The organism is Paucibacter sp. Y2R2-4 (assembly GCF_025717535.1).
Classification (GTDB): Bacteria; Pseudomonadota; Gammaproteobacteria; order Burkholderiales; family Burkholderiaceae_C; genus Paucibacter_A.
Genome location: NZ_JAJIRO010000003.1, coordinates 800,059 through 813,728, shown reverse-complemented (window position 1 = coordinate 813,728; position 13,670 = coordinate 800,059). Strand labels below are relative to the sequence as shown.

Genomic DNA, 13,670 nt, shown 5'->3' with positions numbered 1-13,670 from the left:
TTCTTGTCCTCAGTTCGTGTCGGCGCTTACAGCACCTGCACGAGGTAGGCGATCTTGTTGATCATGCCGCGAACTGCAGGCGTGTCTTCCAACACGCTGGTGCTGTTCATCTTGCGCAGGCCCAGACCGACCACGGTGGCGCGGTGCGATGCACGCGTACCGATCGGGCTGCGAACCAACTTGACCGTCAGAGTTTTCTTGTCAGACATGTGTCTCTCCAGTACAGCCGAATCAGCCGAGAATGTCTTCGACCGACTTGCCGCGCTTGGCAGCAATTTCAGCAGCCGTCGTGGAGCGCTTCAGCGCGTCCAGAGTGGCACGAACCAAGTTGTAGGGGTTGGTCGAACCGTGGCTCTTGGTCACGATGTCGGTCACGCCCATCACTTCGAACACAGCGCGCATTGGGCCGCCGGCAATCACGCCGGTACCAGCAGCAGCCGGCACCATCATGACGCGGGAAGCACCATGCTCACCCACCACGTTGTGGTGGATCGAACCATTGCGCAGGTTCACATTGATCATGTTGCGACGAGCCGATTCCATGGCCTTTTGCACGGCGACAGGAACTTCCTTCGCCTTGCCTTTGCCCATGCCGATACGGCCGTTACCATCACCAACCACGGTCAAAGCTGCGAAGCTGAGTGTGCGACCACCCTTCACAACCTTGGTCACGCGGTTGATCGCGATCATTTTTTCTTTCAGGCCGTCGTCGTTACCTTCGGTCTGGACGCGGGGTTGAAACTTTGCCATTTCGAAATCCTTTTAGCGTCAGAACTGCAGACCGGCTTCGCGAGCTGCTTCGGCAAGGGCCTTCACCCGACCGTGGTAGGCAAAGCCTGCGCGATCGAATGCAACCTTCTCAATGCCAGCAGCCTTCGCCTTTTCGGCGATACGCTTGCCAATCAAGGTAGCGGCGGCGACATTGCCACCCTTGCCCGAACCACCCAGCTGCTCGCGGACTGCCTTCTCGGCAGTCGATGCGCTGGCCAGCACACGGGTGCCATCGTCGGAAATGACGCTGGCGTAGATGTGCAGATTGGAACGGAACACCGTCAAACGCACGACGCGTTGAACGGCGATACGAGCACGAGTCTGACGCGAGCGACGGATGCGCTGTTCTTTTTTGGTCATCATGGCGCTGCTCCTTACTTCTTCTTGGTCTCTTTGAGAGAGACCTTCTCGTCGGAATAGCGGATCCCCTTGCCCTTGTAAGGCTCGGGCGGACGGAATGCACGCACTTCAGCGGCAACCTGACCCACCACTTGGCGGTCCGCACCCTTGATCAGGATTTCGGTTTGTGTCGGGCACTCGACCTTGACACCAGCCGGCATATCCTTCACCACGGGGTGAGAGAAACCAATTTGCAGATTGAGCTTCTGGCCCTGAGCCTGAGCGCGGAAACCCACGCCAACCAGGTTCAGCTTGCGCTCAAAGCCTTTGCTCACGCCGTTGACCATATTGGCCACCAGTGCGCGCACCGTGCCACTCATGGCACCGGCAGCTGCGGAATCATCGTTAGGAACGAAGCTCAGCTTGCCGCCTTCGTTCTTGACCGACACCAGGCTATGGATCGGACGCACCAGCGTACCGAGCGAGCCCTTGACGCTGATTTGCTCAGCAGTAACGGTAACGTCCACACCTTGCGGGATGGCGACCGGCATTTTTCCAACGCGGGACATTGTGTGTCTCTCCTTGCGCTTAGGCGACGTAGCAGAGCACTTCGCCGCCGATGCCGGCTTGACGTGCTTTGCGGTCGGTCATCACGCCCTGAGGCGTAGTGACAATCGCCACACCCAGGCCATTCATGACCTGAGGGATGTCGTGGCGGCCCTTGTAAATGCGCAGGCCAGGACGGCTCACGCGTTCGATGCGTTCAATCACTGGGCGACCAGCGTAATACTTCAACGCGATCTCCAGCTCTGGGCGAGCGGCTTCACCGCGCACCGCGAAGCCGTCGATATAGCCTTCGTCCTTCAGGACTTTAGCAATCGCCACCTTCAACTTAGAGGACGGCATCACGACAGTGACCTTCTCAACGCTCTGGGCGTTGCGAATGCGGGTCAACATGTCGGCGATAGGATCACTCATGCTCATTTGCGAAATCTCCTAATCGTGCCGATTACCAGCTAGCCTTGACGACACCGGGGATGTCGCCCTTGAAGGCCAGCTCACGAATCTTGTTACGGCCCAAGCCGAACTTGCGGAAAGTACCGCGGGGACGGCCAGTCAACGCGCAGCGGTTACGCTGACGAGTTGGGTAGGCATTGCGAGGCAGCTTTTGCAGCTCCAGGCGAGCGATGTAGCGCTCTTCGTCAGACTTCTTCGCGTCATTGATGATCGCCTTCAGGTCCGCATATTTCTTAGCGAACTTGGCAACCAGCGCATCACGCTTGAGCTCACGTTGGATGAGAGAAGTTTTAGCCACAAATCACCTCAGTTCTTGAACGGGAACTTGAATGCAGCCAACAGGGCCTTGCACTCGTCGTCCGTCTTGGCGGAAGTGGTGATGCTGATATTCAGCCCACGCAGAGCATCCACCTTGTCGTAGTCGATTTCGGGGAAAATGATCTGCTCTTTCACGCCGATGTTGTAGTTGCCACGACCATCGAACGAGCGACCCGAGATACCCCGGAAGTCACGAACGCGAGGCAGGGCAATGGTCACAAAGCGGTCCAGGAATTCATACATCTGAACGCCACGCAGAGTGACCATGCAACCGATAGGCACCGAGTCACGAATCTTGAAGCCGGCGATAGCCTTCTTCGACTTCGTCACCACAGGCTTCTGGCCAGCGATCTTGGTCAGGTCGCCCACGGCGTGATCCATAACCTTCTTGTCCGCAACGGCTTCACTGACACCCATGTTCAGGGTGATCTTGGTGATGCGCGGCACTTCCATGACCGACTTGTAGCCAAACTTAGCCGAGAGGTCGGGCACAACTTTTTCGCGATAAAACTCTTGCAAACGAGCCATGTCGAACCCCTTAAGCCTTGATCTCTTCGCCGGTCGACTTGAAAACGCGCACCTTCTTGCCATCGGCTGCGAGCTTGATGCCCACGCGATCGGCTTTGCCGGATGCAGCGTTAAAAATCGCCACGTTGGATTGATGAATAGGCATCGTCTTCTCAACAACACCGCCAGTCGTACCCTTCATGGGGTTCGGCTTGACGTGCTTCTTGACGATATTCACGCCTTCCACCACGAGGTGGTCGGCATCAACGCGAGACGCAACTGCGCCACGCTTGCCCTTGTCGCGACCGGTCAAAACAATGACCTGATCGCCTGTGCGAATCTTGTTCATGGCAATACCTTTTACTGTGGCCGCGCTCAGAGCACCTCAGGCGCCAGCGACACGATCTTCATGAAGCGCTCGGTACGCAGTTCACGCGTCACCGGGCCGAAGATGCGCGTGCCGATCGGCTCGAGCTTGGCATTCAGCAGCACAGCGGCATTGCCGTCGAACTTCACCAGCGAGCCGTCTTGACGACGAACACCCTTGGCGGTACGAACGACCACAGCGCTGTAAACCTCACCCTTTTTCACGCGGGCACGAGGAGCAGCTTCTTTGATGCTGACCTTGATGATGTCACCAATGCCGGCATAACGGCGCTTGGAACCACCCAGCACCTTGATGCACATGACGGATTTGGCGCCAGTGTTGTCCGCGACGTCGAGTCGCGATTGCATTTGAATCATGTCTATCCCCAACTTATCCCAAATCATCCGCCGCCCGCAGGCCAGCAAAATCATCGGTCAGTCTTGGGCCCGTTGACCAAACGCACTTACCACACACCCGTGTGGGTCATGCGCCCAGCAGTTGAGGGCGGATCCGAGGCCTTAACGCATCACTAGATGCGCCTTGCGTTCGGCGAAGCTTTAGATTGTGCATCAAAAGCCATCGGCTCGTCAAGCGACTTACCGAAAAAACTTTAGGAGTCGCCAGGCAGCACGCTGGCGACCCTCTTTCATCCACGCACGAAATGATTATTTGGCCTGAGCCTGCGCCAGCATGGTTGCTGCGTCGCTGACCTCGAACTTGCCGGGACCTTCGATGTTCAAAGTCTTGACCATGCCATCAACCACGAGCATGGAATAGCGCTGCGAGCGCAGACCCATGCCATGCGCAGCGAGGTCCAAGGTCAGGCCCACGGCCTGAGTGAAATCAGCATTGCCATCCGCCATCATGCGAACCGCGGAACCTGTCGCTTGATCGCGTGCCCATGCACCCATCACAAATGCATCGTTGACAGAGATGCACCAGATTTCATCGACGCCGGCGGCCTTCAAGGCTGCAGCATGCTCAACATAGCCCGGCACATGCTTTGCAGAACACGTAGGCGTGAAGGCACCGGGCAGCGCAAACACAGCGATCGTCTTGCCTGCGGTCGCCGAAGCCACGTCAACAGCATTGGGGCCCAAGGTGCAGCCATTGCCCTCGACTTCGATAAATTCCTTCAAGGTGCCTGCGGGCAAACGATCACCGATCTTCAACATGGACTAGCTCCTGATGCGTATTGAGAAACATTAATGGCGAAAAAAAACGGCCGGCCGCCAGTATTCCAGCGTTCCGACCGTTCCAGGTGACAGGAGACTCAAGCCCCCACGCCACCTAGGCTTTCAAGGCAAATCAAACGATTTGAGCCTTTTCGACCAAGCGAGTCACAACCCAGCTCTTGGTCTTCGACAGAGGACGACCCTCAGCGATTTCGACGACATCGCCCATCTTGTACTCGCCATTCTCATCATGAGCGTGGTACTTGCGGGACATGGCCACGATCTTGCCGTAGAGCTCGTGCTTGGCACGACGCTCGACCAGCACGGTCACGGTCTTGGAGCGCTTGTCGCTGACCACACGACCCACCAGGGTACGCGTGTTCTTCTCTTGAGCTTGCGTCATTTCGCGGCTCCCTTCTTCTTCTCGTTCAAGATGGTCTTGACACGAGCGATGTCGCGGCGCGTGTTGCCCAACACAGTGTGGTTGGTCAACTGTTGAGTCGCCTTTTGCATGCGCAGGCCGAAATGGGCCTTCAGCAGGTCAGTCACTTCCTTTTCCAAGGCAGCGACATCCTTGCCACGCAGTTCAGATGCTTTCATGGTGTTCTCCGCTTCAGGTGCCGACCTGGCGCGTCACGAAGGTGCAGCTCAAAGGCAGCTTTGCAGCAGCCAGAGTGAACGCTTCGCGAGCCAGAGCTTCCGGCACACCGTTGATCTCGTAGAGCACCTTGCCAGGCTGAATCTCAGCGACGTAGTACTCCGGGTTGCCCTTACCGTTACCCATACGGACTTCGGCAGGCTTCTGGGAGATCGGCTTGTCAGGGAAGATGCGGATGAAGATGCGACCACCGCGCTTGATATGGCGCGAGATTGCACGACGTGCAGCTTCGATTTGACGAGCCGTCAGGCGGCCGCGTTCGGTAGCCTTCAGGCCGAAGTCACCGAAAGAAACGGCAGCACCGCGGGTAGCAACACCAGTGTTACGACCCTTTTGCTCCTTGCGGTATTTGCGACGAGCTGGTTGCAGCATGTTTATTCTCCTTTGGCCTCGCCGCCAGCGGGTGCGGCCTTGCGGACGACACGCTTGGCAGCGGGCTGGGCTGCGTCACCGGCGGAGGCAGGCTTATCGCCACCTTCACCACGCGGACCACGGTCACCACCCGGGCGGCCACGGCCAGCCGGGGCGCCAGGACGGGCGTTGCGGCGTGGACGACGATCGTCTTCACCAGCTTCGCTCTTGATCACAGGCGCTTCGCCGTTAGCCAGGCGGTCGCCACGGTAGACCCACACCTTCACGCCGATGATGCCGTACGTCGTACTGGCTTCGGAGAAGCCGTAGTCGATGTCAGCCTTCAGGGTGTGAAGAGGCACGCGGCCTTCACGGTACCACTCGCAACGAGCGATTTCGATGCCGTTCAAACGGCCGGACGACATGATCTTGATACCCTGAGCGCCCAAACGCATGGCGTTCTGCATCGCACGCTTCATAGCGCGACGGAACATGATGCGCTTTTCCAGCTGCTGGGTGATCGAGTCAGCGATCAGCTGAGCATCGATTTCAGGCTTGCGCACTTCTTCGATGTTCACTGCCACTGGCACGCCCAGACGCTTGGTCAGTTCGGCCTTCAGGTTTTCAATGTCCTCGCCCTTCTTGCCGATCACCACGCCCGGACGTGCCGAGTAAATGGTGATACGTGCGTTCTTGGCCGGACGCTCAATCAGAATGCGCGAAACAGCAGCATTCTTGAGCTTGGTCTTCAGGTAGTCGCGAACTTGCAGATCTTCGGCCAGCATGGTGGCGAAGTTCTTGTTCGACGCGTACCAGCGCGACGCCCAGTTACGGGTGACAGGCAGGCGAAAACCGGTCGGATGTATTTTCTGTCCCATAGTCTTCCTTCAGCCTTCAGTTGCCGACCGACACGAAGATGTGGCAGGTAGGCTTGCTGATGCGGTTGCCACGGCCTTTAGCGCGGGCAGAGAAACGCTTCAACGTGGCACCTTGCTCCACATAGATCGTGGTGACTTTCAGTTCATCAATGTCAGCGCCGTCGTTGTGCTCGGCGTTGGCGATGGCGCTTTCCAGCGCCTTCTTGATGATGACAGCCGCCTTCTTCTGGGTGAATTCCAGGATGTTCAGCGCGTGGTCCACCTTCTTGCCGCGGATCAGGTCAGCCACCAGGCGGCCCTTATCACACGAAAGACGAACACCGCGAACGATTGCTTTGGTTTCCATCGTTGGCATCCTTATTTCTTCCCGGCCTTCTTGTCGGCCGGGTGGCCTTTGAAGGTGCGGGTCAGCGCGAATTCGCCCAGCTTATGGCCAACCATCTGGTCAGACACATAGACCGGCACGTGTTGCTTGCCGTTGTGGACGGCGATCGTCAGACCGATGAATTCGGGCAAGATCGTCGAACGACGCGACCAAGTCTTGATAGGCTTTTTGTCCTTGTTGGCCACTGCCTTCTCGACCTTAGCCAAGAGGTGATGGTCAATGAACGGGCCCTTCTTCAGTGAACGAGTCATGGCCTACCCTTTACTTCTTGCGACGCGAAACGATGAACGTCTGCGTACGCTTGTTGTTACGAGTGCGGAAGCCCTTCGTGAGGGTGTTCCACGGCGACACAGGCGCCTGGCCTTCACCGGTACGACCTTCACCACCACCGTGCGGGTGATCCACCGGGTTCATGGCGGTACCACGAACGGTCGGACGGATGCCCTTCCAACGGATCGCACCGGCCTTGCCGTACTGGCGCAGCTGATGCTCTTCGTTCGACACTTCACCAATGGTGGCGCGGCAATCGATGTGGATACGACGAACTTCACCGGAGCGCAAACGCAGCTGAGCGTAGATGCCTTCGCGAGCCATCAGCACCACAGACACGCCAGCCGAGCGAGCGATCTGAGCACCCTTGCCTGGCAGCATTTCGACGCAGTGAATGGTCGAGCCGACGGGGATGTTGCGGATAGGCAGCGTGTTGCCAGCCTTGATCGGGGCTTCTGCGCCGCTCAAGATGGTTGAACCGACTTCCAAGCCACGCGGAGCGATGATGTAGCGACGCTCGCCGTCGGCATAGCACACCAGAGCGATGTGGGCCGTACGGTTCGGGTCGTATTCAATGCGCTCAACCTTGGCGGGGATGCCGTCCTTGTTGCGCTTGAAGTCAACCACGCGGTAGTGGTGCTTATGACCACCGCCCTTGTGGCGAACTGTGATGTGACCGTTGTTGTTACGGCCAGAGTTTTGCTTTTGCGGCTCAAGCAGCGACGCCTCAGGCGCGCCCTTGTGCAGGTGCGAGTGCACCACCTTCACAACGGCACGGCGGCCTGGTGAAGTTGGCTTAACTTTTACGACGGCCATTACGCAGCCTCCCCGGAGAAGTTGAGCTCTTGGCCCGCCTTCAGCGACACGTACGCCTTCTTGACGTGGTCGCGGCGACCGATGGAACGGCCGAAACGCTTGACCTTGCCCTTGACCTGAACAACGTTCACAGCCTCAACCTCGACCTTGAACATCAGTTCAACAGCGGCCTTGATTTCGGGCTTGGTGGCGTCGCGCAGGACCTTGAACAACACTTGGTTGTGCTTCTCAGCAACTGCCGTGGCCTTTTCGGACACGATAGGAGCCAGCAGCACCGAGGCCAAACGGCCTTCAGAATATTTCACGGCGCTCATGCCAGCATCTCCTTGAGTTGCTCCATTGCGGCCTTAGTCACCAGAACCTTCTTATAGAAGACCAGCGACAGCGGATCCGCATAACGCGGCTCGCAGACCAGGACATTGGCGAGGTTGCGCGAAGCCAACAGCAGGTTGTCGTCCAGCTGATCAGCGATCAGCATGACCGATTCGAGGCCCATAGCCTTGAACTTAGCAGCCAGCAGCTTGGTCTTCGGGGCTTCCAGAGTGATCGAATCGACCACAGCCAGGCGACCTTCACGGGCCAGCTGCGACAAGATGGCGGCCATACCGGCGCGATACATCTTCTTGTTCAGCTTGTGCGTGAAGTTCTCATCAGGCATGTTCGGGAAAATCCGACCACCGCCACGCCACAGAGGCGAGGAAGTCATACCCGCACGAGCGCGGCCAGTTCCCTTTTGACGGAAAGGCTTCTTCGTGGAGTGCTTAACTTGTTCGCGGTCCTTCTGAGCGCGGGTACCTTGGCGGGCATTGGCCTGGAAGGCCACGACCACCTGGTGAACCAGGGCTTCGTTGTAATCGCGAGCAAACAGCGTGTCAGGAGCGTCCACCTTGGCAGTGGCCTGACCTTGCTCATTCAGGAGCTCGAGCTGCATCAGTTGGCTCCCTTCTTGACCTTGACCTTGACAGCCGGGCGCACGACAACGTGGCCGTTCTTGGCGCCAGGCACAGCACCGCGGACCAGCAGCAATTGACGAGCTTCGTCAACGCGCACGATGTCCAGGTTTTGTGTAGTCACGGTGACGTCACCCAGGTGACCCGACATCTTCTTGCCAGGGAACACACGGCCCGGATCCTGCGCCATCGAGATGGAGCCAGGAACATTGTGCGAACGGCTGTTACCGTGGGACGCACGCTGCGAGGCGAAGTTGTGACGCTTGATGGTGCCTTCGAAGCCTTTACCGATAGAAGTGCCTTGCACATCCACCAGTTGGCCCGCTGCGAACAGCGAGACAGGCACTTGCGCGCCGAGCTTGTATTCAGCGGCGACTTCAGCGGCAACGCGGAATTCGCTCATCACACGACCGGCTTCAACACCTGCCTTAGCAAGGTGGCCGGCTTCCGGCTTGGTCACGCGCGATGCTTTGCGCGAACCGAACACCACCTGAATGGCGGTGTAGCCGTCGTTTTCTACGGTCTTGATCTGGGACACGCGGTTGTCGGACACATCGAGCACTGTCACAGGCACGGCATCGCCGTCGTCTGTGAAGATGCGCATCATGCCCACCTTGCGGCCCAGCAATCCGAGACGATTGCTTAGACTCATGGTTTTTCTCCAGCCCCACAGGTTTTGACCCTGGAAGCCATTTGCAAACACCCGACATCGATTGGCCGGGCTGACCAGTGCACCAAGACTTTGCCCTCCTTGCGGGAGGGCATTGGCTTGATGCGCCAAATCCCGCGCAACAATGAAGTAGCGCGGAAAAGCTGGCGAGTATAGCGTGAACCCTAGAGGTCACGCAAGTCTTAGCGCCAGCATCCAATGAAAAAGGGCAAGTCTTTCGACTTGCCCTTCTCGCAATTCTGCCGGCCGCACCCGGAGGTTCGGCGCCGTCAGAAATTACTGCAGCTTGATTTCAACGTCGACGCCGGCAGGCAGGTCGAGCTTCATCAAAGCATCAACAGTCTTGTCGGTCGGATCAACGATGTCCATCAGACGCTGATGGGTGCGGATTTCAAACTGGTCGCGCGACGACTTGTTGACGTGCGGCGAACGCAGAATGTCGAAACGCTGCATGCGAGTCGGCAGCGGCACGGGGCCACGGACGATCGCGCCAGTGCGCTTGGCGGTTTCAACGATTTCAGCGGCCGACTGATCGATCAGCTTGTAATCAAACGCCTTCAGGCGAATGCGGATCTTTTGCTTTTGCATGACGATTCCTTCAAAGAGCGAGCAGCCGAAGCTGCGGAGTTGGTGAAGCCCGACTCATCACTCGAGATGACAAGCCGGACCGGTCACGCAAAAGTCTTAGGCAATGATGGTTGCAACCACGCCCGAACCGACGGTACGGCCACCTTCGCGGATCGCGAAGCGCAGACCGGTTTCCATGGCGATCGGAGCGATCAGCTTCACGGTGATGCCGACGTTGTCGCCAGGCATGACCATTTCCTTGTCGGCCGGCAGCTCAACAGCGCCAGTCACGTCCGTGGTACGGAAGTAGAACTGAGGACGGTAGTTGTTGAAGAACGGAGTGTGACGGCCGCCTTCTTCCTTCGACAGCACATACACCTCAGCCGTGAAGTGAGTGTGTGGCTTGATCGAACCGGGCTTGCTCAGCACTTGGCCGCGCTCGACGTCTTCACGCTTGGTGCCGCGCAGCAAGATGCCGACGTTGTCGCCTGCTTGACCTTGGTCCAGCAGCTTGCGGAACATTTCCACGCCAGTGACGGTGGTCTTCTGAACGTCGCGGATACCCACGATTTCGATTTCTTCACCGACCTTGATGATGCCGCGCTCGATACGACCGGTCACCACAGTGCCGCGACCCGAGATCGAGAACACGTCTTCCACCGGCAGCAAGAAAGCACCGTCCATGGCGCGCTCAGGCGTAGGGATGTAGCTGTCCAGCGCGTCGGCCAAACGGAAGATGGCTTGTTCGCCCAGATCGCCCGTGTCGCCTTCCAGAGCCAGCTTGGCCGAACCCTTGATGATGGGGGTATCGTCGCCAGGGAAGTCGTACTTGGACAGCAGCTCGCGCACTTCCATTTCGACCAGTTCCAGCAACTCAGCGTCATCCACCATGTCGCACTTGTTCAGGAAGACGATGATGTACTTCACGCCGACCTGACGAGCCAACAGGATGTGCTCGCGAGTCTGGGGCATTGGGCCGTCAGCGGCCGAGCACACCAGAATAGCGCCGTCCATCTGAGCGGCGCCGGTGATCATGTTCTTCACATAGTCAGCGTGGCCGGGGCAGTCCACGTGGGCGTAGTGACGGCCAGCGGTTTCGTACTCGACGTGAGCGGTGTTGATCGTGATGCCGCGAGCCTTTTCTTCAGGCGCAGCGTCGATCTGGTCATAGGCCTTGGCCTCGCCGCCGAACTTCTTCGACAGCACGGTTGCGATCGCAGCCGTCAGAGTGGTCTTGCCATGGTCCACGTGACCGATGGTGCCGACGTTGACGTGCGGCTTGGTGCGTTCGAATTTACTCTTTGCCATGGTATTGCTCCAAAAAGAACAGTTTGCCAGTCTCAGGGTTTAGCGTTTCCATCAAGCCTTTTGATCCCAGCGACTGGCAACCGGGTAGACATTGACGAAGACGATCTCAAATGAGGAAAAGCGCCGGGCTTCGATTCGAGCCCAGCGCCTTAGAGGACTTACTTACCGCGAGCGGTAATGATGGCGTCAGCCACGTTCTTCGGAGCTTCGCTGTAGTGCTTGAACTCCATGGTGTAGGTCGCGCGGCCTTGCGTTGCGGAACGCAGGGTCGTCGAGTAGCCGAACATTTCCGACAGCGGGACTTCGGCCTTGATGACCTTGCCGCCGCCGACCATGTCGTCCATACCTTGAACCATACCGCGACGGCTGGACAGGTCGCCCATCACGTTACCGGCATAGTCTTCAGGCGTCTCAACTTCAACAGCCATCATCGGCTCCAGGATCACTGGCGAAGCCTTGCGGCAGCCTTCCTTGAAGCCCATCGAAGCAGCCATCTTGAAGGCGTTCTCGTTCGAGTCCACTTCGTGGTAGGAACCGAAAGTCAGCGTGACCTTCACGTCCACAACCGGGAAACCGGCCAGCACGCCGTTCGGCAGGCTGTCGATAACGCCCTTTTCAACCGCAGGGATGAATTCGCGAGGAACCACACCGCCCTTGATCGCGTCGACGAACTCGAAGCCCTTGCCGGCTTCTTGCGGCTCAACGGTCAGCACAACGTGACCGTATTGACCCTTACCACCGGACTGGCGAACGAACTTGCCTTCGACATCGGTTGCGGTCTTGCGGATGGTTTCGCGGTAAGCCACTTGCGGCTTGCCGACGTTGGCTTCCACACCGAACTCACGCTTCATGCGGTCGACAATAATTTCCAGGTGCAACTCGCCCATGCCGGAAATGATGGTCTGGCCCGATTCTTCGTCGGTACGCAGGCGGAAAGAAGGATCTTCCTTGGCCAAACGGCCCAGGGCGATACCCATCTTTTCCTGGTCAGCCTTGGTCTTGGGTTCCACGGCCTGAGAAATCACAGGCTCAGGGAACACCATCTTTTCCAAGGTGATGATGGACTCGGGATCGCACAGGGTTTCGCCGGTGGTCACGTCCTTCAGACCCACGCAAGCAGCGATGTCGCCGGCCAGAATTTCCGAGATTTCTTCACGCTGGTTGGCGTGCATCTGCAGAATACGACCGATACGCTCCTTCTTGCCGCGAATCGGGTTGTAGACCGAGTCGCCCGACTTCAACACGCCGGAATACACGCGCACGAAAGTCAGCTGACCAACATAGGGGTCAGTCATCAGCTTGAAAGCCAGCGCCGAGAACTTGGCACTGTCCGACGCTTCACGGCTGTCAGGCGCATCGTTCTCGTCGGTGCCCGGAACTGGTGGCACGTCGATCGGCGAAGGCATGAAGTCCAGCACGCCGTCCAGCATGCGCTGCACGCCCTTGTTCTTGAACGCGGTACCGCAGAACATTGGCTGGATTTCAGCAGCCAAGGTACGGGCACGGATGCCTTCCAGGATCTCGGCTTCGCTCAGCTCGCCGGTTTCCAGGTACTTGTTCATCATGTCTTCGTTCGACTCGGCGGCGGCTTCAACCAGGTTGTCGCGCCACTTTTGAGCTTCAGCCTGCAACTCAGCAGGGATCTCACGATAGTCAAACTTCATGCCCTGGGAAGCTTCATCCCAGTAGATGGCCTTCATGACCATCAAGTCGATCACGCCCTTGAAGTTTTCTTCGGCGCCGATCGGCAACACGACGGGAACCGGGTTCGCCTTCAGGCGAGCCTTCATTTGGTCCACGACCTTGTAGAAGTTGGCACCGGTACGGTCCATCTTGTTCACAAAGGCCAGACGCGGCACTTTGTACTTGTTGGCCTGACGCCAAACAGTTTCCGACTGGGGCTGCACGCCGCCCACTGCACAGTAAACCATGCAGGCGCCGTCCAACACGCGCATCGAACGCTCAACTTCAATGGTGAAGTCAACGTGTCCGGGGGTGTCGATGATGTTGATGCGGTGCTCGGGGCGCGAAGCGTCCATGCCCTTCCAGAAGCAGGTCGTGGCAGCCGAGGTAATCGTGATGCCGCGCTCTTGCTCTTGCTCCATCCAGTCCATGGTGGCGGCGCCATCATGCACTTCACCGATCTTGTGGTTCACACCGGTGTAATAGAGGATACGCTCGGTCGTCGTGGTCTTGCCAGCGTCGATGTGCGCCGAGATACCGATATTGCGGTAGCGCTCGATGGGGGTCTTGCGTGCCATGATGTCACTCCAGAAAGGCAGGAGCCGCCAACGGGTCAGTAGAAACCCGAGGCGGCTGAGTC

The 13,670-nt window shown here is 58.2% G+C and carries 23 protein-coding genes; all 23 read right to left on the bottom strand.

The features are described 5' to 3' along the window. Positions 1 to 26 precede the first annotated feature (26 nt). The 23 genes from rpmD to fusA all read right to left on the bottom strand — a co-directional run bounded on the left by rpmD (position 27) and on the right by fusA (position 13,608). Positions 27 to 209: a 50S ribosomal protein L30 gene (gene rpmD, locus LNV06_RS15015; protein ID WP_263539084.1), complete on the bottom strand. Its 183-nt coding sequence runs from the start codon at positions 207 to 209 to the stop codon at positions 27 to 29. A 22-nt stretch (positions 210 to 231) separates the two neighbouring features. Then, complete coding sequence (rpsE, locus tag LNV06_RS15010; RefSeq protein WP_263539083.1) at positions 232 to 750, bottom strand: 30S ribosomal protein S5; 519 nt, start codon at positions 748 to 750, stop codon at positions 232 to 234. Between the two features lie 18 nt (positions 751 to 768). Next, the gene (gene rplR / locus LNV06_RS15005) at positions 769 to 1,134 is read right to left on the bottom strand and encodes a 50S ribosomal protein L18 (protein WP_263539082.1); all 366 of its coding nucleotides are present in this window, start codon (positions 1,132 to 1,134) and stop codon (positions 769 to 771) included. 11 nt (positions 1,135 to 1,145) lie between these two features. Next, positions 1,146 to 1,679: a 50S ribosomal protein L6 gene (gene rplF / locus LNV06_RS15000; RefSeq protein ID WP_263539081.1), complete on the bottom strand. Its 534-nt coding sequence runs from the start codon at positions 1,677 to 1,679 to the stop codon at positions 1,146 to 1,148. A 19-nt stretch (positions 1,680 to 1,698) separates the two neighbouring features. Beyond that, positions 1,699 to 2,094 carry a 30S ribosomal protein S8 gene (rpsH, locus tag LNV06_RS14995; protein ID WP_263539080.1) on the bottom strand — a complete coding sequence of 132 codons (396 nt, stop codon included), beginning with the start codon at positions 2,092 to 2,094 and terminating at the stop codon, positions 1,699 to 1,701. A gap of 25 nt (positions 2,095 to 2,119) precedes the next feature. Further along, positions 2,120 to 2,425, bottom strand: coding sequence for a 30S ribosomal protein S14 (gene rpsN / locus LNV06_RS14990; RefSeq protein WP_263539079.1), 306 nt, complete (start codon positions 2,423 to 2,425; stop codon positions 2,120 to 2,122). Between the two features lie 8 nt (positions 2,426 to 2,433). Then, the gene (rplE, locus tag LNV06_RS14985; protein WP_263539078.1) at positions 2,434 to 2,973 is read right to left on the bottom strand and encodes a 50S ribosomal protein L5; all 540 of its coding nucleotides are present in this window, start codon (positions 2,971 to 2,973) and stop codon (positions 2,434 to 2,436) included. A gap of 10 nt (positions 2,974 to 2,983) precedes the next feature. After that, positions 2,984 to 3,301, bottom strand: a complete 318-nt coding sequence (gene rplX, locus LNV06_RS14980; RefSeq protein ID WP_263539077.1) for a 50S ribosomal protein L24 — start codon at positions 3,299 to 3,301, stop codon at positions 2,984 to 2,986. 26 nt (positions 3,302 to 3,327) lie between these two features. Then, entirely contained in the window at positions 3,328 to 3,696 is a 369-nt protein-coding gene (gene rplN / locus LNV06_RS14975) for a 50S ribosomal protein L14 (protein ID WP_058721914.1), read from the bottom strand. Positions 3,697 to 3,984: 288 nt separating this feature from the next. Then, entirely contained in the window at positions 3,985 to 4,494 is a 510-nt protein-coding gene (locus tag LNV06_RS14970; protein ID WP_263539076.1) for a peroxiredoxin, read from the bottom strand. Between the two features lie 133 nt (positions 4,495 to 4,627). After that, on the bottom strand, positions 4,628 to 4,897 hold the full coding sequence (rpsQ, locus tag LNV06_RS14965; protein WP_263539075.1) for a 30S ribosomal protein S17: 270 nt from the start codon (positions 4,895 to 4,897) through the stop codon (positions 4,628 to 4,630). Continuing rightward, positions 4,894 to 5,094: a 50S ribosomal protein L29 gene (rpmC, locus tag LNV06_RS14960; RefSeq protein WP_102766023.1), complete on the bottom strand. Its 201-nt coding sequence runs from the start codon at positions 5,092 to 5,094 to the stop codon at positions 4,894 to 4,896. The genes rpsQ and rpmC overlap by 4 nt, the downstream gene beginning before the upstream one ends. Before the next feature lie 13 nt (positions 5,095 to 5,107). After that, positions 5,108 to 5,524, bottom strand: coding sequence for a 50S ribosomal protein L16 (gene rplP, locus LNV06_RS14955; protein WP_058721910.1), 417 nt, complete (start codon positions 5,522 to 5,524; stop codon positions 5,108 to 5,110). 2 nt (positions 5,525 to 5,526) lie between these two features. Next, the gene (gene rpsC, locus LNV06_RS14950) at positions 5,527 to 6,381 is read right to left on the bottom strand and encodes a 30S ribosomal protein S3 (protein ID WP_263539074.1); all 855 of its coding nucleotides are present in this window, start codon (positions 6,379 to 6,381) and stop codon (positions 5,527 to 5,529) included. Positions 6,382 to 6,397: 16 nt separating this feature from the next. Further along, positions 6,398 to 6,727, bottom strand: a complete 330-nt coding sequence (rplV, locus tag LNV06_RS14945) for a 50S ribosomal protein L22 (protein WP_058721908.1) — start codon at positions 6,725 to 6,727, stop codon at positions 6,398 to 6,400. Between the two features lie 11 nt (positions 6,728 to 6,738). Continuing rightward, complete coding sequence (gene rpsS, locus LNV06_RS14940) at positions 6,739 to 7,017, bottom strand: 30S ribosomal protein S19 (RefSeq protein WP_058721907.1); 279 nt, start codon at positions 7,015 to 7,017, stop codon at positions 6,739 to 6,741. A 10-nt stretch (positions 7,018 to 7,027) separates the two neighbouring features. Then, a complete protein-coding gene (gene rplB, locus LNV06_RS14935; RefSeq protein ID WP_263539073.1) occupies positions 7,028 to 7,852 on the bottom strand; it encodes a 50S ribosomal protein L2 in 825 nt (274 codons plus the stop codon). Beyond that, complete coding sequence (rplW, locus tag LNV06_RS14930; RefSeq protein WP_263539072.1) at positions 7,852 to 8,166, bottom strand: 50S ribosomal protein L23; 315 nt, start codon at positions 8,164 to 8,166, stop codon at positions 7,852 to 7,854. The genes rplB and rplW overlap by 1 nt, the downstream gene beginning before the upstream one ends. Further along, positions 8,163 to 8,783, bottom strand: a complete 621-nt coding sequence (rplD, locus tag LNV06_RS14925) for a 50S ribosomal protein L4 (RefSeq protein WP_263539071.1) — start codon at positions 8,781 to 8,783, stop codon at positions 8,163 to 8,165. The genes rplW and rplD overlap by 4 nt, the downstream gene beginning before the upstream one ends. Next, positions 8,783 to 9,454 carry a 50S ribosomal protein L3 gene (rplC, locus tag LNV06_RS14920; RefSeq protein WP_263539150.1) on the bottom strand — a complete coding sequence of 224 codons (672 nt, stop codon included), beginning with the start codon at positions 9,452 to 9,454 and terminating at the stop codon, positions 8,783 to 8,785. The genes rplD and rplC overlap by 1 nt, the downstream gene beginning before the upstream one ends. 294 nt (positions 9,455 to 9,748) lie before the next feature. Continuing rightward, positions 9,749 to 10,060 (bottom strand): 30S ribosomal protein S10, encoded by a 312-nt coding sequence (gene rpsJ / locus LNV06_RS14915; RefSeq protein WP_263539070.1) that lies wholly within the window; start codon positions 10,058 to 10,060, stop codon positions 9,749 to 9,751. Between the two features lie 96 nt (positions 10,061 to 10,156). Beyond that, complete coding sequence (tuf, locus tag LNV06_RS14910; protein ID WP_263539058.1) at positions 10,157 to 11,347, bottom strand: elongation factor Tu; 1,191 nt, start codon at positions 11,345 to 11,347, stop codon at positions 10,157 to 10,159. Positions 11,348 to 11,505: 158 nt separating this feature from the next. Next, entirely contained in the window at positions 11,506 to 13,608 is a 2,103-nt protein-coding gene (gene fusA / locus LNV06_RS14905; RefSeq protein ID WP_263539069.1) for an elongation factor G, read from the bottom strand. Positions 13,609 to 13,670 lie beyond the last annotated feature (62 nt).